Source organism: Acidobacteriota bacterium (assembly GCA_009861545.1).
Taxonomy (GTDB): domain Bacteria; phylum Acidobacteriota; class Vicinamibacteria; order Vicinamibacterales; family UBA8438; genus WTFV01.
Genome location: VXME01000092.1, coordinates 33,838 through 55,854, shown reverse-complemented (window position 1 = coordinate 55,854; position 22,017 = coordinate 33,838). Strand labels below are relative to the sequence as shown.

15 protein-coding genes, 1 other RNA gene, 1 pseudogene and 1 CRISPR repeat array (1 of these 18 only partly in view) are annotated in these 22,017 nt (G+C 70.3%); of the genes and pseudogenes, 8 read left to right on the top strand and 9 right to left on the bottom strand.

All coding sequences use genetic code 11. The annotated features are described in order from the left end of the window. A CRISPR array of direct repeats spans positions 1-3,211; the repeat unit is 36 nt; unit sequence GTCTTCCGCGGGGAATACCCGCGGCCTCATTGAAGC; it reaches 502 nt to the left of the window's first position. Between the two features lie 161 nt (positions 3,212-3,372). Then, positions 3,373-4,650 (bottom strand): IS110 family transposase, encoded by a 1,278-nt coding sequence (locus F4X11_15230; GenBank protein MYN66360.1) that lies wholly within the window; start codon positions 4,648-4,650, stop codon positions 3,373-3,375. A 561-nt stretch (positions 4,651-5,211) separates the two neighbouring features. Beyond that, a pseudogene (locus F4X11_15225) lies at positions 5,212-5,304 on the bottom strand (heparin-binding hemagglutinin). Positions 5,305-6,026: 722 nt separating this feature from the next. Between F4X11_15225 and F4X11_15220 the strand changes: the two are divergent. The 3 genes from F4X11_15220 (at position 6,027) to F4X11_15210 (ending at position 8,879) form a co-directional block, all read left to right on the top strand. Beyond that, positions 6,027-7,394 (top strand): sigma-54-dependent Fis family transcriptional regulator, encoded by a 1,368-nt coding sequence (locus F4X11_15220; protein ID MYN66359.1) that lies wholly within the window; start codon positions 6,027-6,029, stop codon positions 7,392-7,394. Positions 7,395-7,419: 25 nt separating this feature from the next. Beyond that, positions 7,420-7,835: RNase P RNA component class A (gene rnpB / locus F4X11_15215), an RNA gene on the top strand. A 66-nt stretch (positions 7,836-7,901) separates the two neighbouring features. Continuing rightward, on the top strand, positions 7,902-8,879 hold the full coding sequence (locus tag F4X11_15210; GenBank protein ID MYN66358.1) for an NAD-dependent epimerase/dehydratase family protein: 978 nt from the start codon (positions 7,902-7,904) through the stop codon (positions 8,877-8,879). 37 nt (positions 8,880-8,916) lie between these two features. On the opposite strand, the gene F4X11_15205 is transcribed toward F4X11_15210, so the two are convergent. Continuing rightward, complete coding sequence (locus F4X11_15205) at positions 8,917-9,495, bottom strand: hypothetical protein (GenBank protein MYN66357.1); 579 nt, start codon at positions 9,493-9,495, stop codon at positions 8,917-8,919. On the opposite strand from F4X11_15205, the gene F4X11_15200 reads away from it, so the two are divergent. Beyond that, positions 9,416-10,540, top strand: a complete 1,125-nt coding sequence (locus F4X11_15200; GenBank protein ID MYN66356.1) for a glutamate--cysteine ligase — start codon at positions 9,416-9,418, stop codon at positions 10,538-10,540. The two genes, F4X11_15205 and F4X11_15200, sit on opposite strands and share 80 nt — an antisense overlap. A gap of 14 nt (positions 10,541-10,554) precedes the next feature. Here F4X11_15200 and F4X11_15195 read toward each other — a convergent pair whose 3' ends face one another. Further along, positions 10,555-11,343, bottom strand: a complete 789-nt coding sequence (locus tag F4X11_15195) for an ABC transporter ATP-binding protein (GenBank protein MYN66355.1) — start codon at positions 11,341-11,343, stop codon at positions 10,555-10,557. Between the two features lie 18 nt (positions 11,344-11,361). Between F4X11_15195 and F4X11_15190 the strand changes: the two genes are divergently transcribed. Continuing rightward, a complete protein-coding gene (locus F4X11_15190) occupies positions 11,362-12,423 on the top strand; it encodes a glycosyltransferase family 9 protein (protein MYN66354.1) in 1,062 nt (353 codons plus the stop codon). Here F4X11_15190 and lpxD read toward each other — a convergent pair. Both lpxD and F4X11_15180 read right to left on the bottom strand, forming a co-directional pair. Continuing rightward, positions 12,401-13,429 carry a UDP-3-O-(3-hydroxymyristoyl)glucosamine N-acyltransferase gene (lpxD, locus tag F4X11_15185; protein ID MYN66353.1) on the bottom strand — a complete coding sequence of 343 codons (1,029 nt, stop codon included), beginning with the start codon at positions 13,427-13,429 and terminating at the stop codon, positions 12,401-12,403. The two genes, F4X11_15190 and lpxD, sit on opposite strands and share 23 nt — an antisense overlap. A gap of 45 nt (positions 13,430-13,474) precedes the next feature. Next, positions 13,475-14,164 (bottom strand): hypothetical protein, encoded by a 690-nt coding sequence (locus F4X11_15180; protein ID MYN66352.1) that lies wholly within the window; start codon positions 14,162-14,164, stop codon positions 13,475-13,477. Between the two features lie 106 nt (positions 14,165-14,270). Here F4X11_15180 and F4X11_15175 point away from each other — a divergent pair, with 106 nt between their 5' ends. From F4X11_15175 to F4X11_15165, 3 genes are all read left to right on the top strand, one after another. Continuing rightward, complete coding sequence (locus F4X11_15175; GenBank protein ID MYN66351.1) at positions 14,271-15,554, top strand: amidohydrolase; 1,284 nt, start codon at positions 14,271-14,273, stop codon at positions 15,552-15,554. Between the two features lie 88 nt (positions 15,555-15,642). After that, positions 15,643-16,905 carry a hypothetical protein gene (locus F4X11_15170; protein MYN66350.1) on the top strand — a complete coding sequence of 421 codons (1,263 nt, stop codon included), beginning with the start codon at positions 15,643-15,645 and terminating at the stop codon, positions 16,903-16,905. 92 nt (positions 16,906-16,997) lie between these two features. Next, a complete protein-coding gene (locus F4X11_15165; GenBank protein MYN66349.1) occupies positions 16,998-18,020 on the top strand; it encodes a hypothetical protein in 1,023 nt (340 codons plus the stop codon). 138 nt (positions 18,021-18,158) lie between these two features. Here the strand turns inward: F4X11_15165 and F4X11_15160 are convergent, their stop codons facing one another. From F4X11_15160 to F4X11_15150, 3 genes are all read right to left on the bottom strand, one after another. Next, positions 18,159-19,184, bottom strand: coding sequence for a hypothetical protein (locus tag F4X11_15160; protein ID MYN66348.1), 1,026 nt, complete (start codon positions 19,182-19,184; stop codon positions 18,159-18,161). 135 nt (positions 19,185-19,319) lie between these two features. Further along, positions 19,320-19,808, bottom strand: coding sequence for a hypothetical protein (locus F4X11_15155; GenBank protein ID MYN66347.1), 489 nt, complete (start codon positions 19,806-19,808; stop codon positions 19,320-19,322). Positions 19,809-19,814: 6 nt separating this feature from the next. Then, positions 19,815-21,770: a C cytochrome precursor gene (locus F4X11_15150; protein ID MYN66346.1), complete on the bottom strand. Its 1,956-nt coding sequence runs from the start codon at positions 21,768-21,770 to the stop codon at positions 19,815-19,817. Between the last annotated feature and the right edge of the window lie 247 nt (positions 21,771-22,017).

Here is a 22,017-nt window from a genome sequence, read left to right as displayed (position 1 = left end):
GTCTTCCGCGGGGAATACCCGCGGCCTCATTGAAGCTGGCTGTGCGTGTTCGTGCCGGCTCCAGGGTGTTCGTCTTCCGCGGGGAATACCCGCGGCCTCATTGAAGCGATCATCGCGTCACGGTGGCGGGCAAGGGCCACGAGTCTTCCGCGGGGAATACCCGCGGCCTCATTGAAGCGACCGGCCGTCGTTCGCGCTGGATGACAATCCGGTGGTCTTCCGCGGGGAATACCCGCGGCCTCATTGAAGCGAACTGGCGTCCGGGTGTTGCGTCTGCCTGGGCGGCGTCTTCCGCGGGGAATACCCGCGGCCTCATTGAAGCTGGCGGTCGAGCAGGAAGGTCGCCAGAAGCTGGCCGTCTTCCGCGGGGAATACCCGCGGCCTCATTGAAGCGGACCCACCAACTCGTACGTTGCGCCCTCCGGAGGCGTGTCTTCCGCGGGGAATACCCGCGGCCTCATTGAAGCGCTGAACACGGGGAACACGCGGTCCATGTTCGCCGTCGTCTTCCGCGGGGAATACCCGCGGCCTCATTGAAGCAAATTGCCCAAGTTGGGCAATTTGCGCGAACATGTAGTCTTCCGCGGGGAATACCCGCGGCCTCATTGAAGCGAGACGGGCATCGGCCGGTCTCGCATCGCGCGTGAGTGTCTTCCGCGGGGAATACCCGCGGCCTCATTGAAGCAGGCCGTCGTGGTGCGCAAGAGTCCGAGTCGATGAGTCTTCCGCGGGGAATACCCGCGGCCTCATTGAAGCGACGGGCAGGACACCATCCGCGAGCTTACGATGGGTGTCTTCCGCGGGGAATACCCGCGGCCTCATTGAAGCATCAACGGCAACCCTGCGGCGGCGACGCCGGAGCCGGGTCTTCCGCGGGGAATACCCGCGGCCTCATTGAAGCAGATCCACACGGAGTAGGCGTCGCCCGCAATCGTCACGTCTTCCGCGGGGAATACCCGCGGCCTCATTGAAGCGTTGGATAACCGGCGCGCCGGCAGAGATTGACGCAAGTCTTCCGCGGGGAATACCCGCGGCCTCATTGAAGCTAGAACCGCGCTGACTACACCCATATGCCGCTCCGAGTCTTCCGCGGGGAATACCCGCGGCCTCATTGAAGCGGATGATTGAGCGTCAAATCCTCGTGCTGGATGATGGTCTTCCGCGGGGAATACCCGCGGCCTCATTGAAGCCCCGTCTCTCGCAGGAGCTGCTGAAGCGCGTTACGAGTCTTCCGCGGGGAATACCCGCGGCCTCATTGAAGCAACATCACCGGTGCCGTCTCGGTGGATGACATCGAGAGTCTTCCGCGGGGAATACCCGCGGCCTCATTGAAGCTGCACTCGGCCGAGCGCTCCGGACGGCCCCCACTTGTCTTCCGCGGGGAATACCCGCGGCCTCATTGAAGCCTTAAGCTACTCGGTTCGGCAGGCGTTGCGGCAGCGTGTCTTCCGCGGGGAATACCCGCGGCCTCATTGAAGCGGGGTAGGCTCCGGCTCCGTCGTGAACGTCTGCACGGGTCTTCCGCGGGGAATACCCGCGGCCTCATTGAAGCCCCATACCAGTTGTATGAGGTCTGCCCGCGGACAAGGTCTTCCGCGGGGAATACCCGCGGCCTCATTGAAGCGAGCGTAGGCGACATGCCCGACGACAGCGCGCCCATGAAGTCTTCCGCGGGGAATACCCGCGGCCTCATTGAAGCTGGGCCGAGATGGACGCCGCCTACGACCCGAGCGAGGGTCTTCCGCGGGGAATACCCGCGGCCTCATTGAAGCAGCTCGACCAGCACGACGGTGCGGTCAACCAGCCACGTCTTCCGCGGGGAATACCCGCGGCCTCATTGAAGCTCGACGAGCTGCCGGACCAGCGACAGGTAGTGCAGGTCTTCCGCGGGGAATACCCGCGGCCTCATTGAAGCGACGGTATGAGAGCAGGCTCCGCATCCTCCTCGCCGTCTTCCGCGGGGAATACCCGCGGCCTCATTGAAGCGCCATTGCCGGGCGCACTTACGCCCGGCAACAGGGCAGTCTTCCGCGGGGAATACCCGCGGCCTCATTGAAGCGGATGTGACGGTGACGGCGACGCTGTCGAGGAGCCTGAGTCTTCCGCGGGGAATACCCGCGGCCTCATTGAAGCTGGGGAGACCAATCCTGGCAGCAGTGGGAGGCGGCGGTCTTCCGCGGGGAATACCCGCGGCCTCATTGAAGCTGACTGCCTGTCGTGCGAGCAGAAACGCGAGGATGCGTCTTCCGCGGGGAATACCCGCGGCCTCATTGAAGCATCTCTGCTTCGCCATCGTCTGTGATGTCAGCGAAGACGTCTTCCGCGGGGAATACCCGCGGCCTCATTGAAAGCGTGCTGCGGGAGTCGGGGCCGCGGTTCGTTCATCTTGTCTTCCGCGGGGAATACCCGCGGCCTCATTGAAGCGACTGGCGACCGTTACATGGATACGGTGACGGTTGGGTCTTCCGCGGGGAATACCCGCGGCCTCATTGAAGCATCCCCACCCAAGCCCGCGCGTCTTCGAGGGCGCTGTCTTCCGCGGGGAATACCCGCGGCCTCATTGAAGCGACGTCGAGCGCGCCGATCAGATCCTCCGCCTCTACGTCTTCCGCGGGGAATACCCGCGGCCTCATTGAAGCATCGCCTCCCATGCCATGTCGTGCACCCAGGCCCGCGTCTTCCGCGGGGAATACCCGCGGCCTCATTGAAGCCCAGCTGCTGACGAGGGGAGTTTACGCATGAACAAGTCTTCCGCGGGGAATACCCGCGGCCTCATTGAAGCGTTGGTGACGGTGCCGGGGTTGCTCTCGACGAGGCGTCTTCCGCGGGGAATACCCGCGGCCTCATTGAAGCCTGCAGATGCACGGCGGCGGCCTGTGCAAGACCGAGTCTTCCGCGGGGAATACCCGCGGCCTCATTGAAGCGTCAGCTCGTTGTTGTCGACTTCGACGTTCTGTGCGTCTTCCGCGGGGAATACCCGCGGCCTCATTGAAGCGCCGGCGGTGGGGTCCGCACGGGCGGCGCCGCACCAGTCTTCCGCGGGGAATACCCGCGGCCTCATTGAAGCCGCTACCGCCAGCTCGGCCGTCGGGCGCTCGGCCGCGTCTTCCGCGGGGAATACCCGCGGCCTCATTGAAGCAGCGCCCGCCGCGGCCGTTTCGTGAGGATCTGGAACGTCTTCCGCGGGGAATACCCGCGGCCTCATTGCTATGAAACGACACCCCATGCAGACACACCAAGGGCGTAACCGCGGATCGGCAGGATCGCGCAGGCGATTGGAGAGCGAACGGAAGGACCCGGATCATCTCGGCGGGCCGGGCAGCCCCGTCTTTGGCCCGGCACGATGCAGCTTGATTCCGGATACCCGTTGAATCAGGTGCGCATGGATCGCACCTCCTCGATCAGGTCGTTCTGCTTGAGCATGCGGATCCAGCGGGGCGCACCGGATTCGATCACGAGACGCTCGTAGTCGATGCGCGGGTCGGAGTACGGCCGGTCATTGCTCAGCACGGCATGGATCACACGCAACAGCTTGTGAGCGGTGGCGAGGATGGCTCGCTGGTAGCCGAGGCGCTTCGCAAGCTCCTGGTGGTAGCGGTGGAACTGCGAGCTGGTGCTGCGGGCAGCGCCGTGGGCGCATTCGGCCAGCGTGGCCCGTAGTGTGCGGTTCCCGGGACGTACCCGCCCGGAGCGGCGTTTGCCGGCGCTGACATGGTTGCCGGGGGCCACTCCGGCCCAAGCGGCGAGATGGCGCGCGCTGCGGAACGCTACGACGTCCGGTCCGATCTCGACCAGGATCGCGGTGGCGCTGCGAAGATCGATGCCCGGAATCGTCTGTAGCAGCAGCAAGGGACGCCTGTAGTTCGCCAGGGCGGCCTGGATGCGCCCGTCGAGTGCGGCGATGGCGGCCTCGGTTCTGTCCACCGCCTCCAGTTGCATCTGCAGCGTGACCAGCGCGACCGGGTCGAGCGTGGCGGCCAGGGTCCTGGTCAGCAATTCCAGCTTGCCCCGGATGTGGCCGGTGACATCGGCCAGGATGCGTCGCGCAGGGCGGCCGGCGGCGAGGCCGTCGAGTATGCGCCGCCCGTTCATGCCGAAGATGTCCGACAGGACGCCGCCGAGGCGGAGGCCGTCGTGGTCGAGGATCTTGTGGATCCGATTGCGTGCGCGGCTGCGCTCGGCGACGAGCGTCCGGCGGTAGCGGGTCAACTGCCGTAACTGGCGGAAGCGACGCGGCGGGACGAAGCTCGGCGTGACGAGACCGAACTGGCACACGCGAGCGAGCCACAGGCTGTCGCTGCCGTCGGTCTTTCTGCCGCGGATCTGTCTGACATGCTCGGCATGGTGCAGGTCGGCGCGGATGCCGGCGTCTTCGAGGGCCTCGAACGGGGCCTTCCAGTACACGCCGGTGCTCTCCAGCGCCGCCGCGGTGACGTCGTGGTCAAGGAGCCAGTCGGTCATCGCCTGGAGTCCATCCGGCAGCGCGCTGAACTCCTGCGTCACTACGCGCGCCGGTCCACCGCCCGCCTCGCAGACCCGTAGCGCGGCGGTGATGCGCGTCTTGTGGACGTCCACGCCGGCCGCACGCGGGCAGACCACGTGCATGTCGTCCGTGCGGAGGCGGTGGGTGTCTTGGGTGTTGCCGTTCATCGCTTGTCCCTCCTTGGGCGACGGAAGCGGGACTGCGCACCCGGTATGACACCCGCCTCGCGGGCGGGGCTCGCATTGCTGTTCGTCCACGGTCCGCTACCGGGTACGATTCGGGGCTCGATGCCGGGCGCGCCGCGTCAATTTGAAGACGGGGACAGGAAGCTGCTGCCCCAACAGGAGCTGCGACGACGACTGCCCCGCATCCGCCGCCTCGGAGGATGGCACGACACACCAATCTGTTGCGGTCACCCGGCCGGGCGTGTGCTACTCTGCCGCGCATGACCATCGAGACGATTCTGGATTACCTAAACGCCGTGCCGGTGCGGGCGACGTTCGGGGCCGTTGGCGAGGTTCTGGGTGTTCGGCCGCAGGCGGTCTCCCGTCTGCTCGGCGCCCGCCGGCCGGAGGCTTCGTGGATCGTCAACGGCAGCACGGGCGAGCCCACCGGCTACACGCCGGATCAGGTGGACCCGCGCCTTCCCGGCACGCACGTCATTCGCTCGGGCGACGAGCTCCGGAGCTGCCTGGAGCGGCATGCCGCGGCGTCGGCCGCGCCCGCGGCGGCGGACGCCGTGGCCGTCGACGAGGCCGCGGAGGCCGGCGTGGCCATCCACGAGGCGCCGCAGGCCGGCGCGCCCGTCGACGAGGCCGCGGCGGCCGGCGTGGTCATCCAGGAGGCGCAGGAGACCAGTGCGCCCGCCCACGAGGCGCCGCAGGCAGGAGGGCCCGTCCACGAGGAGGCGCAGGAGACCGGTGCGCCCGCCTACGAGGCGCCGCAGACCGGCTCGGCCGTCCACGACACGTCGGACATCGAGATCATCGCGATGGGCGGCGACGCGAAGTGGATCATCGGAACCCTCGTGCCGGTCGTCCTGCTGGCGACCGGACTGCTCTCGGCGCAGATCGCCAGCGTCAGCGGCAGCCTGAGCACGCGCATCGACGACGTGAACGAGCGGATCGAGGAGCTGCGCACCGATGTCATGGCGGAGATCGCCGGCGCGAACACCCGCGTCGACGACGTGCGCGACGCACTCGAGGACCAGATCGCCGTTCTGCGCGGCGAGTTGAACGGCATCGCGGCTCGCCTCCCCGGGGTCGCGCCGGCGGCTGAGGAGGCGGACACGGAGTCGGTGGCGGCGCCTGACGAAGCCGAGCCGGACGCCGTCGCGCCGGCGGTGGATCCCGATCCGCAACCGGAGCCTTCAACCGATCCGGCTGCGGCGGCGGCGACCGCCGATCCGCCTCGCGAGTGAAGCGGCGCGCCCGCGTTCGCGCCGACCGCCACACCGCTCGCCTTGCCTGCGCCGCCGCGCCCGGCGGACAATCGACCGCCGCCGGATCGTCGCGCGCGCGGCGGGATTGGACGCAGGGCCGCCATGAAGCACCGCATCGTGGTCATCGACGACGAGATCGCCATCCGCGACTCGCTGAAGATGATCCTGGAGTACGACGGCTACGAGTGCCTGCTCGCCCCCAGCGGGCAGGCGGGGCTGGCGTGCGTCGAGCGCGACGATCCGGATCTGGTGTTCCTCGACGTCAAGATGCCGGGGATGGACGGCATCGAGGTGCTGCGCAAGATCCGGGCGCTGGACGAGCTGCTGCCGGTGGTCATCATCTCCGGGCACGGGACGGTGAGCACGGCGGTGGAGGCGACCCGGCTCGGGGCGTTCGACTTCCTCGAGAAGCCGCTGTCGACCGACCGCGTGACCGTCACGATCCGCAACGCCCTGAACCAGCGCCGGCTCCGCACGGAGAACCGGAGCTGGCGGCGGGCCGCCGAGGCGCGCCACGAGATGGTGGGGGACAGCCGCGCGCTGCACGCGATGACCGAGGAGATCCGGCGTGCCGCGCCCGTACGGAGCGCGGTGCTGATTCAGGGCGAGAGCGGCGTCGGCAAGGAGCTGGTCGCGCGCGCCATTCATCGCAACGGGCCGCGGGTCCGCGAGCGGTTCGTGCAGGTCAACTGCGCCGCGATCCCCGACGACCTGATCGAGTCGGAGCTGTTCGGTCACGAGCGCGGGTCGTTCACCGGCGCCACCGAGAAGCAGGTGGGGAAGTTCGAGCAGGCGGACCGTGGCACCATCTTCCTGGACGAGATCGGCGACATGTCGCTGAAGACGCAGGCCAAGGTGCTGCGGGTCCTCCAGGAGGGCGAGGTGGAGCGGCTGGGGTCGGCCCGCACCATTCGCGTGGACGTCCGCGTCCTGGCCGCGACCCACCGGAACCTGGAGCAGGCCATCGACGCGGGCGAGTTCCGGGAGGACCTGTACTTTCGCCTGAGCGTGCTGCCGATTCAGGTGCCGCCGCTGCGCGAGCGGGCGGAGGACATTCCCCTGCTCGTACGGCACTTCGCGACGATGTTCGCGCGGGAGAACAACTTTCGGCCGAAGCCGTTCAGCGAGGAGGCGGTCGGCGCGCTCGCGCGGCACCACTGGCGGGGAAACGTCCGCGAGCTGCGCAACTCGGTCGAGCGCCTGCTGGTGATGGTTTCGGGGCAGTCGATCACGCTCGGCGACGTGCGTTCGGTGCTGCGGCTCGACGAGCGGCCCGCCGCGGCCGGCTCGGCGGCGGGGGCGCGCACCCTGCGCGAGTTCAAGGAGGTCAGCGAGCGCAGCTTCCTCGTCGCCCGACTGCGGGAGCTCGACTGGAACATCTCCCGCACGGCCGAGGAGATCGACACGCCCCGTAGTAATCTCTACAAGAAGCTGGAGCAGTACCGCATCAGCCAGGAGAGCGACGGCTGACGACAGCGTTCTTTGACATTCCGCCGCAGTCGGCCGGGCGGCCGCTGCGTCCGGCGCGGCCTCGGCCGCGATCGGACGGGGAGGAAAGTCCGAACTCCGCAGGGCAGTGCGCCGGGTAACGCCCGGTCAGGGCGACCTGAAGGAAAGTGGCACAGAAAACATACCGCCGCGCGCCGCGCACGCTCGCTCGGCGCGCGGTAAGGGTGAAAAGGTGCGGTAAGAGCGCACCGCGTCCCCCGCAAGGGGGATGGCAGGCTAAACCCCGCACGGAGCAAGACCAAATAGGGAGGCGCTACAGGGCGGCCCGTCCGAGGCCTCCGGGTAGGTTGCTCGATCCCGCCGGCGACGGCGGGGCCAGAGGAATGGTCGCCGCCGCGTGACGACGCGCTCATGGCGTGACCGAACGCGGTACAGAATTCGGCTTACGCGCCGGCTGCGGCGGAATCCTTGGCGGCGTATCCACCGAGCGGCGTCGGGCGGTCCGGGGCTTGCCGCGAGCCTCCAGGCATGACGCGTTATCTCGTCACCGGCGGCGCCGGGTTCATCGGGTCCCACGTCGTGGACGCGCTCGCCGCGCGCGGCGACGCGGTCCGCGTGGTGGACGACCTGTCGACCGGCTGCCGCGACAATCTGGCGGCGCATCCGGAGATCGAGCTGGTCGAGGCCGACCTCGCCGAGCGGCAGGTAGCCGAGGCGGCGGTGGCCGGGGTCGACTGCGCCATCCACCTGGCGGCGATCCCTTCCGTGCCGCGATCCGTGCGGGAGCCGCGCCGTGCCCACCGCGCCAACGTCGAGGCGACGCACGAGCTGCTGCTCGCCGCCCGCGAGGCCGGCGTGCGGCGGGTGGTGCTGGCCAGCTCGTCGTCCGTCTACGGCGAGTCGGAGACCCTGCCGAAGCACGAGGGGCTGCGCCCCGCGCCCCTGTCGCCGTACGCGTTGCACAAGCTGATCGGCGAGCAGTACGCGGCGCTGTTCAGCCGGCTGTACGGGCTGGAGACGGTCGCGCTGCGGTTCTTCAACGTGTTCGGACCGCGGCAATCGCCGCTGTCGCCCTACTCGGGCGTCATCTCGCTGTTCACGGCGGCGCTGCTCGAGGGACGCGCACCGACGATCTACGGGGACGGCGAGCAGACGCGTGATTTCACCTACGTCACCGACATCGCCCGCGGCGTCCTGCAGGCCTGCGCCGCGCCGGGGATCTCGGGACGGGCCGTCAACGTCGCCCGCGGCGGCCGACTGTCGGTCAACGCGCTGTGCGCGGCGTTGCAGCGGGCCACCGGGAGCTTCGTCGAGCCGCGCCGCGCCGACTCGCGACCCGGCGACGTCCGGCACTCGCAGGCGGACGTGTCGCTGGCCCGCGAGCTCCTGGGCCTCGCGCCGGCCGTGGCGGTCGAGGAGGGGCTCCGGCGCACCGTCGACTGGCAGCGCGCGCAGGCGGGCGGCGTGCCCGTCCGGGATGCGGGGGCGGCAGGCGCCGGCGCGTGAGAGCCGGCCGGCGTCCGGCGCCTCCGTCCGGCCGTTCTCAACCGGACGGGTGGCGAGCGGAGTCGGCCTGCCCGTCGGCGCTCGTTTCCGCGCCGGCGTGCCGAACAGACAGGACGAGCCCCTCGGCGCCGACGACTTCCACCGCCAGCCCCGTGCGGATGGGCGCCGCGTCCCCCGCCCGCGCCCGCCAGAGCTCGCCGCCGATGCGCACGTAACCGGACGGGGCCAGCGGCTCGATGGCCACCCCGCGGCGCCCGACGAGGCGTTCCACCGGGGGCGCCTCGTTCACGTCGTAGGCGCTGCGCAGCAGCGGGTAGAGCGCCATGTCCTTGACGACCCAGACCAGCGGGATCGCGGGCGCCACCCATCCCGGTGCGTCGAACGACGTGTGGATCCACCAGCCGAGGGCCAGGGCCAGCACCCAGCCCGGCACCTGCAGCGCGGTGTAACGCCAGAAGGGCGAGCGGCGCGGCGGCACGACCCCCATATAATCAGTTGGCTTGCGCGCCGGCAAGAGCGTTCGGGAAGGGGCATTGATGAGGATTGCGTTCCGTGGATCGCCGCGTCCGACGGTCGGGGTGGAGCTCGAGCTGCAGCTCCTCGATCCCGAGACCATGAACCTGGTCGCCGGCGCGCCGGCGATTCTGCAGAAGACCGCCGACGTCGCGCACGTCAAGGCGGAGCTCATCGAGTCGACCATCGAGCTGAACACGGACGTCTGCGAGGATGTCGCCGCCGTGCGCCGGGACCTGCAGGAGCGTATCTCCCAGCTCCTGGACGTCACCGACGAGCTCGGCTACCAGGTGGCATGCGTCGGCACGCACCCCTTCTCGAGGTGGGCGGAGCAGCGGATCACCGACTCGGAGCGTTATCGGCGGCTGGTCGATCAGTGCCAGTGGCCGGCGCGCCGCCTCATGATCTTCGGCGTTCATGTCCATGTAGGCATCGAGAGCGGCGAGAAGGCGATCGCGGTCAGTAACGGGTTGACCACCTATCTGCCGCACCTGCTGGCGCTCTCCGCCAGCTCGCCCTTCTTCAACGGCGCCGACACCGGACTGGCGTCCTGCCGGAGCAAGATATTCGAGAGCCTGCCGACCGCCGGCCTGCCCTACCGTCTGCTCAACTGGGCCGAGTTCCAGCGGCTGATGATCACCCTGGTCAGCGCCAAGGCGATCGAGTCGATTCGGGAGATCTGGTGGGACGTTCGCCCGCATCCCACCTTCGGCACCATCGAGGTGCGCATCTGCGACGGCCTGCCGACGCTGGACGAGGTGATGGCCGTCACCGCGCTGATCCAGGCGCTGGTGGTCTGGCTGGGAGAGAAGTACGACGAGGGGATGTACATGCCGCTCCACCGGCACTGGATCGTCCGCGAGAACAAGTGGCGGGCGGCGCGCTGGTCCACCGAGGCGGAGATCATCGTCGACGAGGACGGCAACCTGGAGCGCCTGGACGAGAGCCTGGTCGGACTCGTGGAAGAGGTGACGCCGGTGGCGAAGCGTCTCGGCGGCGACGCCGAGCTGCAGGGCGTCGGCGCCATGCTCGGGACCGGCCTGAGCTACCGGCGGCAGCGGCGCATCTACGACGAGACCGGCGACTACGCGGCGGTGATGAAGGCGCTCGTCCGGGAGTTCCGCGAGAACGCGCCGATCCTGGCCTGATCCCGGCCGGGACTTCATTCACCCCAGGCCATCCAGCGTCCGCCCTGCCGCGCCAGGGCCAGCCGCAGACCGAAGCAGCGGGAGAGGTTCGCCGCCGTCAGCGTGTCGGCAATCGGCCCCTGGGCCGCGACCCGTCCGTCGGCCAGCATCAGCACGTGCGTGAAGCCGGGCGGAATCTCGTCGACGTGGTGGGTTACGAGCACGATGGCCGCGGTGGCGGGGTCGGCCGCCACGTCCGCCAGCATGGCCACGAGCTGCTCCCGGCCGGCGAGGTCGAGACCCGCAGCCGGCTCGTCGAGCAGCAGCAGCGGCGGGTCGCTCATGAGGGCGCGCGCCAGCAGCACCCGTTGGCGCTCGCCGGCCGAGAGGGTGGCATAGCGCGCCGTCGCGAGCCGGGCGCAGCCGAACCGCGCCAGCAGCCCCGCGGCCCGCTCGCGGTCCGCGTCGTCGTACCGGTGCCAGTACGGGGCCAGGGCGGCGTTGCGGCCGGTCATCACGAGGTCGACCGCCTGCAGTCCCGGGCGGAGCATGTCGGCGAGGGCTTGGCTCGTCATGCCCAGTTTCGTGCGCAGCTCCCGCACGTCGGTGCGTCCGAGGCGCTCGCCGAGCACGTCGACGTCGCCCTTCGACGGGTGCAGGTAGAGCCCGGCCAGGCGGCAGAGCGACGTCTTGCCGGAGCCGTTCGGTCCGAGGACGATCCAGCGGTCGCCCGGCGCCACCCGCCAGTCGATGCGGTCGAGAATGGTGCGCGCGTCGCGGACGAGCGACACCCCGGTCAGAGCCAGTACGGGTGCGGTCGGCATGCGGAGAGAATATAGGCCGTGGATCCCGGGAACCTGCTCGTCCGGCTTCCGAACTGGGTGGGCGACATCCTGATGGCGCACCCGGCGGTCTGCGCGCTCCGCGCGCGCTGGCCGCACGTGCGGCTCGTCGGGGTGGCGCACGGGCGGCACGCGGCGCTCGCCGAACGCCTCGGAGTCTTCGATCGGATCGTCGCGGCGCCGGGCGGATCCGGCCTGGCGCGCGTGTCGGCGGTCCGGGCCGCCGCCCGCGCGCTGCGCTCGCTGCGGGTGGACACGGCGGTCGTTCTGGCGCCGTCGTTCGAGGCTGCGCTCAGCGCATGGCTGGCCGGGGCACGGCGGCGGATCGGTCACGACACCGATCGTCGCGGCCTGCTGCTGACCGACCCCGTGGCGCCGCGGCCCGGCGTGCACCGCGCGGACGAGTACCTCGACCTGGCGCGGGTTCTCGACGCCGGCGATCCGCCGGCCGGGGCGCCGCGGCTGTCGCTGATCGCCGCCGACCGCGTTTGCGCGGCAAGGTTGTTCGCCGCCATGGGATGGGGGGACGACTCGCGGCCGCTGTTCGTCAATCCCGCCGCCGCCAAGACGCCGCGCGCGTGGTCGGCGGTCCGGTTCCGGGCACTGGCGGAGCGGCTTGCCGCCGCCGGCCGGCGGGTCGTCGTGCACGATCGTCCACCCTTCGAGGCGCCTCCGGGCTGGGCCGCGGTCCACGGGGTGGCGCTGGTTCGCGACGCGACCCTGCCCGAGTTGGCGGCGCTGCTCGAGCGCTGCGCCCTCTACGTCGGAAACGACAGCGGGCCGGCGCACCTCGCGGCGTCCGCCGGGATTCCGACCGTCACCATCCACGGGCCCTCGTCGCCGGCCCGCACCGCGCCGCGCGCCGGCGCCGGGGAACCGCACGTCGCGGTCTCCGCCGGATTCGACTGCTCGCCGTGCCGCGAGCGCTTCTTCGACGAGTGTCCCTCGCCGCCGTCGCCGGACGGACGTCCGCCCTGTCTCGCCGCCGTCACGGTGGAGGAGGTCGCCGCCGCGGCGCGGCAGGTCCTGGAGCGCAGCGTCACTCGTCGAGCTTCGCCTTGAGGGCGTCGAGCTCGGCGCGCAGGCTCGCGACCTCGGCCGCCATGCGGGGGAGGCGGTGCAGGTAGCCCTGTTGCTTCTTGATGTCCTTGAGCGGTCGCGCCGGGGTCCCCCAGAAGGGCTGGCCGGCCGGGACGCGCTTGCGCGACGGGATGCCGCACTGCGCGCCGACGATGCCGTGGTCGTCGATGCGGCAGTAGTCGGCGATGCCCACCTGCCCGCCGATGATCGCCTCGCGCCCGACGGTGGAGCTGCCGGCGATGCCGGTCTGGGCCGAGATGACCGCATGGTCGCCGATCCGCACGTTGTGACCGAGGTGGCAGAGATTGTCGATCTTCACGCCGGCGGCGACGATCGTCTCGTCGAGGGCGCCCCGGTCGATGCAGGCGTTGGCGCCGATCTCGACGTCGTCGCCGATCTGCGCGCCGCCCACCTGGGGCACCTTGATCTGCCGCTCGCCGTCGAAGACGAAGCCGAACCCGTCGGAGCCGATGACGACCCCAGCATGCAGGATGACGCGGTCTCCGATCGAGTTCCCCGGGTACAGCGTCACGCGCGGGTACAGGATGCAGTTGGCGCCGATCGAGCTGCCGGCGCCGATGTAGCCGCCAGGGTAGATCACGGTGCCCGCGCCGACCGCCGCACCCGCTTCGACGAGCGTCCAGGCGCCGACCGAGACGTCCGGACCGAGGGTCGCGTCGGGCGCCACCAGCGCCGTCTCGTGCACGCCGGGAGCCGGGAGCCGCGGCGGCAACAGCCACTGCGCGGCGCGCGCGAACGCGACGCGGGGCCTGTCGACGACGATCACCGTGCGGTCGGGGATCTCGACGTCCGGTATGAGGACGCACGTCGCCGCGGTGGCATCCACCTTGGCGAGGTGCTTCCCCTCGGCATATGCCAGCGCCCCCTGGGCAGCTCGATCCAGGCTGCCGATGGTCCGGATCTCCAGCGTGCCGTCGCCGTGCACCCGGCCGCCCACCCGGTCCGCGATTTGCTGCACCGTCTTCATCGGTTCTCCCGCGAGGCTCAGGGGTTCGGGACGACGGCCCGGCCGTCAGCTTCCGCCGAGGGCGAGCTCCGTGGCGCCCGGCGCAATCGTGACCGCGTGGCGGCTGCGCTCGGCGCCGGCCTGCACGACGGCCGTGTACGACCCGGCGGCGACGTCCTCGAGCGCGAAGCTGCCGTCGCGGGCCGCCACCGCGGCGTGCGGCGATGCGGTCACCACGACGCTGGCCCCCATGGCGGGATGGATGTCGCAGGCGACGCGGTAGGTGCCCGCGGTGTCGAAGCGGTGCTCGTACGTGCCGCCGATCGGCGTCGAGATGTTGAAGGCGGTTTCCAGCGTGTCGATGTCGTAGACGCGGACGTTGTGCAGCACGTCCTCGCTGTTGTGGAAGTGCACCGGCTGGCCGACGCTGGCGAGCAGAACCGGCGGCAGGAACTCCATGCCGAGCTGGTCCATCTGCACCGGTTCTTCGGGCACCTCGAACGGGCTTCCCGACAGCGGCTCGAGGACGACGACGGTGAGCGAGCCGTCGAGCGACGTCGGCGCCGTGCCGGTGACCTGCAGGCCCTCGCCGGCCGGCTCGGGCACAGCCTCGGCGGCCGGCTCCGCCGCCGGCGGCGGGGCGGGCGAATCGCCGGCACAGGCGGCGCAGGCCGCGATGCCGGCGAGGAACGCCGTCGCGGCGCATCGACGCGCAACGCGGCGCACGGTCCGGACGGCGCTCTTGCCACGGCTCATGCAGACACTCCTGCACCCAATTATACGGACACGAGAGGCGGTTCCGTGCCCGCGCGGGGGGCGCCGGCACGCGCGTCGGCGCGGGTGCTGCCGGTACAATGAAGGCATGCTGCAACGAATCCTCATCGCCTTCGTGGCCCTGGGCGCGGGCGTCGCGCCGGCCGCCGCGCAGTCGGCGCGCATCGATGCCGAGGTGGAACGCGTGATCGCGCGCATCACCGAGCTGCGCCACCGGATCCACGAGTACCCGGAGCTCGGCAACCGGGAGTTCGAGACCGCGCGGCTCGTGGCGGATCATCTGCGCGGCCTCGGGTTCGACGACGTCCGGACCGGCGTCGCGCACACCGGTGTCGTGGCGGTGCTGCAGGGCGGGCGCCCCGGGCCGGTGGTGGCGGTGCGCGCCGACATGGACGCGCTGCCGGTCACCGAGGACACCGACCTGCCGTTCGCGTCCACGGTCCGAACGACCTACCTCGGCCAGGAGGTCGGCGTCATGCACGCCTGCGGGCACGACGTGCACGTGGCCGTGCAGCTCGGCGTGGCGTCGGTGTTCAAGGCGCTGCAGGCGGAGCTGCCCGGCACGGTCGTCTTTCTCTTCCAGCCGGCCGAGGAAGGGCCGCCGCCGGGCGAGGAGGGCGGCGCCGCGCTGATGCTCGACGAGGGTGTCTTCGAAGAGCTGCAGCCGGAAGCGGTGTTCGGCCTGCACGCCCGAGCCGGCCTCGACGTCGGCGGCATCGAATACACGCCGGGCGGCGCGCTGGCCGCGGTCGACCACTTCCGCATCACCCTGCGCGGGGAGCAGGCGCACGGCGCCGCGCCGCACCTGAGCGTCGACCCGGTGGTGATGGCGGCGCAGACGATCACCGCGCTGCAGACGATCCGCTCGCGCAACCTGTCGCCCCTGGCTCCGAGCGTCGTCACCGTCGGCATCGTGCGTGGCGGGACCCGGTTCAACATCATCCCCGGCGAGGTGCACCTGGAAGGGACGGTGCGCACCTACGATCCGGAGGTGCAGGACACGGTCGAGCGGCGCATGCGGGAGATCGTGGACGGCATCGCACGGGCCGCGGGCGGCACCTTCGAGCTCGAGTACGACCGCATCACCCCGGTGGTGCTCAACGACCGGGAGCTGACCGCCTGGGCGGCGCGGACGCTCGGCGGCGTCGTCGGCGCCGACCGCGTGTCGCTGGCCGATCCGTGGATGGCGGGCGAGGACTTCTCCTATTTCGCCAACGAGGTGCCGGGATTCTTCTACTTCCTGGGGACGCAGAAGCCCGGCACGACGTCGGGCGGCCACCACTCCCCGACGTTCCGCGCCGACGACGCCGCGCTGCCGGTCGGCGTGCGGGCGATGGCCCACCTGGTCTGGCGGTACCTCGAGGACCGGTGAGCGGTTGATCCCGCCCTGCGATGGCGATAGACTATCGACACGAAATCTGTCGGGCGGTTTTGTGCGTGCCGCTCCTGGAGGTGCTCAGATGAAGAAAGCCACATTGGCGCTGGTCGCTACCGCGGCCGCTCTTGTGGTGCTGCTGCCCGGCGTCGCCGCCGCGCAGACCGACGACGTGACCTTCCACAAGGATATCGAGCCGATCCTGCAGCGCTCGTGTCAGGTCTGCCATCGGCCGAACAACATGGCGCCGATGTCGCTGATGAACTACCAGGAGACGCGGCCCTGGGCCCGCTCGATCAGGAACAAGGTCGTCGCCCGCGAGATGCCGCCCTGGCACGTCGATCCGAACGTCGGCATCCAGGAGTTCAAGCAGGACCGCTCCCTGTCGCAGGCCGAGATCGACCTCGTGGCCGCCTGGGCCGACGCCGGCGCGCCGCGCGGCAACCCGGCCGATGCGCCGCCGCAGGTCGAGTTGCCCGACTTCGGCGCCTGGGAGATCGAGCCGGACGTCATCGTGACCTCGCCGCCGCACACCGTGCCGGCCGAGGCGGGCGACTGGTGGGGCGACTACATCGTCGACTCCGGCATCCCGAGCGACCGCTACATCCAGGCCATCCAGACCAGGGCGGGCGATCTGCGCGTCGTGCACCACGCGCTGACCTACGCGGTCACGGATCCGGATGCGCCGCTCAACGACAGCTCGAACGACTTCTTCCTGAACGAGTACGCGGTCGGCAAGAACGCCGACAAGTACCCGGACGGAACCGGAAAGATCTTCGAGGGCGGCTCGCGCGTCCGCTTCAGCTTCCACTATCACTCGATCGGCGAGGAAGTGGTGGACCGGACGGATCTCGGCCTGGTCCTCTATCCGGAGGGCGAGGTTCCCGACAAGATTCTGTACTCGCGGCAGCTCGGGCAGGCCGGCGAGCTCGACATTCCGGCCGGGCAGGTCACACGGCACGACGGCTACGCGACGATGTATCTGCCGGGCAAGCTGACCGGCTTCCAGCCGCACATGCACTTCCTCGGCAAGCGGCAGTGCCTGGAGCTCATCTACCCGAATTCGACGACCGAGATGGTTAGCTGCGTCAACTTCGACTTCAACTGGCACATCGTCTACAACTACGAGGACGACGCCCAGCCGGTCTACCCGGCCGGCACGAAGTTGCACGTCATCAGCTACCACGACAACACCGAGTCGCACCGGGGCAACGTGGACGCGCTGAACTGGACCGGCGGCGGCAGCCGCACGATCGACGAGATGGCGTTCGGCTGGATCAGTTGGTACGACCTCACCGAAGAGGAGTACCAGGAGGAGCTGGACGCCCGCGCCAACAACAACGACTAGCGTTACGGTGACGGAGTCAGGGTTTGGACCGAGCACTCTGCGGGGGCGTCCTCCGCAGAGTGCTTTTCTTTTTCGATACGACAGAGGGCATCATGAAGACGTATTTCCGTTGGATCTGCGCCGCGGTCGTGGCGGTTCTGGCCGTCGGCGCGGTGGGCGTGACCCACGCGCAGGTGAATCCACGCGACGTGCCGATCGCCTCGCAGCCGCAGCAGCGGTTCGACGGCGGCCAGGACATCCAGCCGATCTTCGAGGGCTGGACGCGCCGCGACGACGGCGGCTACCTGTTCCACTTCGGGTATCTGAACCGCAACTACCGGGAGCAGCCGAACGTTCCGGTCGGTCCGGACAACTTCTTCTCGCCCGGCGACGAGGATCGGGGGCAGCCGACCCACTTCTATCCGCGCACGCAGCGCTACCAGTTCACGATGCCGATGCCGGCCGATACCGGCCCCAATCCCGAGGACGGCGTCATCTGGTCCGTGACCGCGCACGGCAGCGAGCAGCGGGCCTACGGCTGGCTGCAACCGGAATGGGAGATCGACGAGAACACCATCACCTCGAACTCGCGCACCGGATTCGGGCGTCCGGTGGAGCAGTTGTTCGCCAATCGGCCGCCGGAGGTGGAGGTGTCGGCGAGCGCAGAGCGGGTCGGCGTCGGTGAGGCGCTCACGCTGACCGCGGTGATTCGCGACGACGAGTTGCCGTTGGAACTGGCGCCGCGTGCGCCGCGCACGCGTCTTCCCACGCTGATCCCGCCGGATGGGCAGCCGCGCGTTCCGGACAACATCCGCTGGTACGAGAAGCCGCGCCCGCCGCGCAACGGCCTGTCGCTGCACTGGATCGTCTACCGCGGTCCGGAGGACGGCGACTTCGAGCCGGACGGCTTCCAGCGCTCCGTCGAGGAGCGGGAGCTCGAGCGGGAGGTCGACGGCGTGTTGACCGCGCCGACCTCGTCTGGCAATCCGGCGACGCACATCGACGGCGACGGCTGGACCTCGGCGACCTTCGAGACGACCGTCACGTTCGACTCGCCCGGCACCTACACGCTGCGGGCCTGGGCGTCCGACGCGATGTTCCTGACGCCCGCCGACCTGACGGTTACCGTGCGGTAGGAAGCCCCACTGCCGCGGCGGCCGGCGGGCGATACCGTCGGCGCGGATACCGGCGAGGGAGCCTCACGTGGGGGCTCCCTTCGTCGTGTACGGGCCGTTGTTCTCCGGCATCCGACGGTGCGATGAACCCGCTCGGGCTCAGCGGTGAGCGAGCGCGTCGAGGCGTTGCAGGAAGTCTTCCTCGTTCCGGCACTCGACGGCGGCGCGGATGAGGGCCGCGACCGGCAGCCCGGTGAACGCATCCAGCCGCGCGGCGAACGTCGCCGACCGGCGGACGTCCCGCACGTCGAGGACCTCGAGGACGGCCTGGCGTGCGCCATCCCACGCGCCTTCCGCCCGGCCTGCCACACGACTCTCGCGCCGCTCGGCGGCGAGGAACGGATCGTCGTCCGGTCCGGTGCCCGACCGCCGGCCCAGAGTACGGCCCACGCGCCGGAGAACGTCCACGGTCTCGCCGGACAGCGCGTCCTCGTTCAGGGCTCGATGGATCTCCGCCGCCGACCAGCCGGAGAACGCCCGGCTGGTCGCCGCCGAGCCGTACCCATCTGGCCCCAGCAGGTGAATCGTCAATCCGGGCTTGCGCGAGGCCGGGCTGCTCGGCGTACGGCGATCCGGAACGTCGACCCATACCTCCGGGAACCCCCACGACTCGTACAGCGCCAGCTTGCCGCGGCGGACGTCGGTTGTCAGATCGACCTCCAGGATCACGTCCGGCAGTTCGTCCCGACCCATTTCGATGGCGGGCCCGATCCGGCGGACCGCCTGCTGGCGCAGATACACCACCTGGTCGGCCTGGAGGATGCGCTGGCGTTCGCCGGCCGGATTGCGAAGCAGAAGGTCCGCGTTGCCGACCGTCTCGATGGCGGCTCCCCGAACGGCCGCGATCCGCTCGACGAGTCGCGCCAGGCGTTGTCCGGGAAGCTCGTGCCAGACGCTGACCGGTGCGCGGACCACCCACGCGGTCTCGGTATCCGCCTCCCAGTACTCCAGGCGCCCCTCGTAGTCCGCTATCGCGCTCCGGGAAACGTGAATCGGACGGCAGCCGGGAAACTCGGGGGTTGTCGCCGTCGCCGATGGCGAGGCGCCGGCGGGCCGGGCGCCGGGGCGCCGGTCGGTCAGCCGCGACGGGGTGCGCCGGTGAACTGGTTTCGTCGTTTGCTCCATAAGCCGTGTACCACCTACCGGAGCATAGCACGTTCATCCACGTATGCGAGGCGCGGAGAGCGATCAGCCGTTCCGGCGGCGCTTTCTGTCGCCTCGCCACGACTCCACGCCCATCCAGAACGGCGCGGAGAGCGATCAGCCGTTCCGCCGGCGCCTTTCCGTTGCCGCCGGCGGGCCGGACGGGGTAGAGACGGCGCGCGCCAGCAGAAACACGGCGATCGCCAGGCAGGCCGCGCCGACCGGCACGAGGGCGATGCCGACGCCGGGATCGCCGCTGTAGAACGTGGCGCCGCCCGCGAAGAACCCGGCCGGCAGCAGCACGGTTGCCGCGCGGAGTGTCGCAGAAATCAGGGGGATGCGTGGGTCACCCGGCAGCTCCGGCAGGGTACGCAGCGTCACGCCCGCCGCGACGTTCACGATTCCGAGCAGCGCGCCGTGGGCGTGGGCGAGCGTCCACATCAGCCGGCGCGTCTCGTTGGACACGTCCAGGTAGAAGCCGGCCTTGAAGCCGTGCAGGGTCTCGAGCGTCGCCCCGAGCAGCAGGAAGACGAAGAGCGACCACCAGCCGAAGCGCAGGTGGCGGCGGACGTAGTCGGGTCGCGGCGGGGAAGGGCTGGGGGCCACGGACCGCTACTCCCGCAGGAAGAGCGGCCGCGTGTCGCGCCGGTCGAAGAGGCGCCGCATCGCCGCGGTGTCGAGCGTGCCGTCGACGCCGAAGAGCAGCTCGGGATCGCGTCGCGTCCGTGCGCGCGGGCTGTTGCGCCACGCCCGGAGTGCGCCGACGGCCGCCTCGATCCGTGCGTCCCGACTGCCGGTGAAATCGTACTGCAGCGTCTCGAAGCCGGAAATCGTGCGCAGCGACCGGGCGGCGATGAAGCGGACCGCGTCGTAGGGGTCTCCGAGAAGCTCGCCGAGGTAGGGCACCATCCAGCTCGTCCCCGAGGCTTCCTGCGCCGGCTCCCGGCCGTAGCTCCAGGCGGTGAGGGCGCGCTGGCCGGCATCGCCGGCGAGCAGCCAGAGGACGGACGCGGCCACCGAACGTTCCTCGCCACGAAGGTCGGGGGGCGACTGACCGTACCAGTCGCGCAGTTGGTCGGCCGACCACGCGAGGGTGCGATCCAGGTGGCACAGGTTGCAGGCGTTCGGCCTGCCGATCTCGACGCTCTCGCGCACCGTCGGGCTGGTGACCGTGTGGCTCCGGATGGCGCGCAGCAGGCCGTACGAGGTGTACGGCATGTGACAGTTGTAGCAGCGGCTGCCGGCCGATTCCGGCGCGTGGTGCGTATGGGCGGCCACGTCCGCGGCGATCCCGTCGTGGCACTGCGTGCACGCCGCGTCGCCGCCCATGCCGGCGGAGACCTGGTGGGTGTCCGCCCACTCGGCGATCGTCCGCGGGTCCTCCGGCGTCTTGTGCATGGTGTGGCACGAGAAGCAGGAGAGCGTGCGTTCCGGCGCGGCGGCATCGGTGAAGCAGGGCGAGTCGATGAGGCCGTTGTACTCCCGGCCCGAGACGCGGACGAGTCCGTCGGCCCAGAACGATCCGCGCACGAAGTCGGGGTCCGCGGCGATCAGGTTCCGCATGGCCGGTGAACGGCCGTTCACCCGCGGCTGGGCGACGAAGCGGGTCTCCCGCAGCTCGTCGCCGGGCCGGAACGGCAGGCCGGCGGCGCTGGCCGCGCGCTCGGCCGTCGGGTCGGGAAACTCCCAGATGCTGTGGCACTGGCCGCAGACCTGCGACGAGCGCCGCGGGTCGAGGCGCGTCGGTTCGACGATGGTCGGATCGGACGCGCCGCCGGCGTGGAGCGCGTAGCGGCGCAACGGGTTCCGGTTGGCGGCGACGTGCGCGGCGGCCGGTCCGTGACACGCTTCGCAGGCGATGCCGAGCTCGGCGACGGTGGTGTCGACCGACTGATTGCGGATCGGCTCGGAGCGGAACGGGGTATCGAAGCGGGTCTTGCCGTGCGTCGTGTGGCAGTCGATGCAGACGGCGTTCCAGTGCCCGTCGAGCATCGCCACGCCCTGTCCGGGCGGCGCCAGGACCACCGCGTTGCGGGGAGTCCAGCGCTCGTCGTCGAGCAGGTAGACGGCGGGCAGGACGTTGAGCGCCCGCTCGTGCCCGGTCGAGTACCAGTAGATGTTCTGGTGGTGCGAGCCGGTGATCATCACCACCTGCCGGGTGATGCGCGGTCGGTCGCGCGGGTCGCCCTCCCAGCCGGGGTCGTCGAACTCGGCCCAGAACTCGTCGCCGCGGCGCTCGAGCCGCATGGGGCGGCCGGGTCCCGCGTCCACCGCGACGCCGTCGAAGTCGGCGCGCACGGATTCGGGGGTGGCGACCTGCGTCATCGTCCGGTGGAACGATCCATGCCACGTCTGGTACTGCGAGGGGTGGCAGGCCCGGCAGGTCTCGGACGAGACGTAGCGGTCCTCGGTGACCGCGATGGGGCGATTCTCCACCGCGGCTTCCGGAACGATGGGTTCGAGCGAGACCGCCGCGGCCATGCCGAGGACGGCCGCACCGGCGATCAGTGCGGCGGCCGGAACGAACGTCCCGTGCCGGGAGCGGGAGGACGTAGAAAGCTGCATCATGCAGGTGCCTTCTGATTATATCGGCGTGGCGAGGGGACCCTCGTCCGCACACGAAGAGGGCCCGCCGCCCCGGACTTGCCGGGTGCGCGAGCCAGGTCTGCTCCTCCGCACACAGGACGGTACGCGAAAAGGGCCCGCCGCCCCGGAATTGCCGGGACGGCGAGCCCACGTCCTCGAATCCCGCATCGCAGGAGTTTCGCGCCAGCGAAACTCCACCCCAACCCGCAGGTCGGGCCGCGACCGGCAG

Coding starts and splice junctions, on each gene's coding strand:
- F4X11_15175 (MYN66351.1), top strand. CDS start 14,271: ATGCTGCAACGAATCCTCATCGCCTTCGTGGCCCTGGGCGCGGGCGTC.
- F4X11_15180 (MYN66352.1), bottom strand. CDS start 14,164: ATGAGCCGTGGCAAGAGCGCCGTCCGGACCGTGCGCCGCGTTGCGCGT.
- F4X11_15150 (MYN66346.1), bottom strand. CDS start 21,770: ATGATGCAGCTTTCTACGTCCTCCCGCTCCCGGCACGGGACGTTCGTT.
- F4X11_15210 (MYN66358.1), top strand. CDS start 7,902: ATGACGCGTTATCTCGTCACCGGCGGCGCCGGGTTCATCGGGTCCCAC.
- F4X11_15165 (MYN66349.1), top strand. CDS start 16,998: ATGAAGACGTATTTCCGTTGGATCTGCGCCGCGGTCGTGGCGGTTCTG.
- lpxD (MYN66353.1), bottom strand. CDS start 13,429: ATGAAGACGGTGCAGCAAATCGCGGACCGGGTGGGCGGCCGGGTGCAC.
- F4X11_15170 (MYN66350.1), top strand. CDS start 15,643: ATGAAGAAAGCCACATTGGCGCTGGTCGCTACCGCGGCCGCTCTTGTG.
- F4X11_15200 (MYN66356.1), top strand. CDS start 9,416: ATGAGGATTGCGTTCCGTGGATCGCCGCGTCCGACGGTCGGGGTGGAG.
- F4X11_15230 (MYN66360.1), bottom strand. CDS start 4,650: ATGAACGGCAACACCCAAGACACCCACCGCCTCCGCACGGACGACATG.
- F4X11_15220 (MYN66359.1), top strand. CDS start 6,027: ATGAAGCACCGCATCGTGGTCATCGACGACGAGATCGCCATCCGCGAC.
- F4X11_15205 (MYN66357.1), bottom strand. CDS start 9,495: ATGGTCTCGGGATCGAGGAGCTGCAGCTCGAGCTCCACCCCGACCGTC.
- F4X11_15195 (MYN66355.1), bottom strand. CDS start 11,343: ATGCCGACCGCACCCGTACTGGCTCTGACCGGGGTGTCGCTCGTCCGC.
- F4X11_15160 (MYN66348.1), bottom strand. CDS start 19,184: ATGGAGCAAACGACGAAACCAGTTCACCGGCGCACCCCGTCGCGGCTG.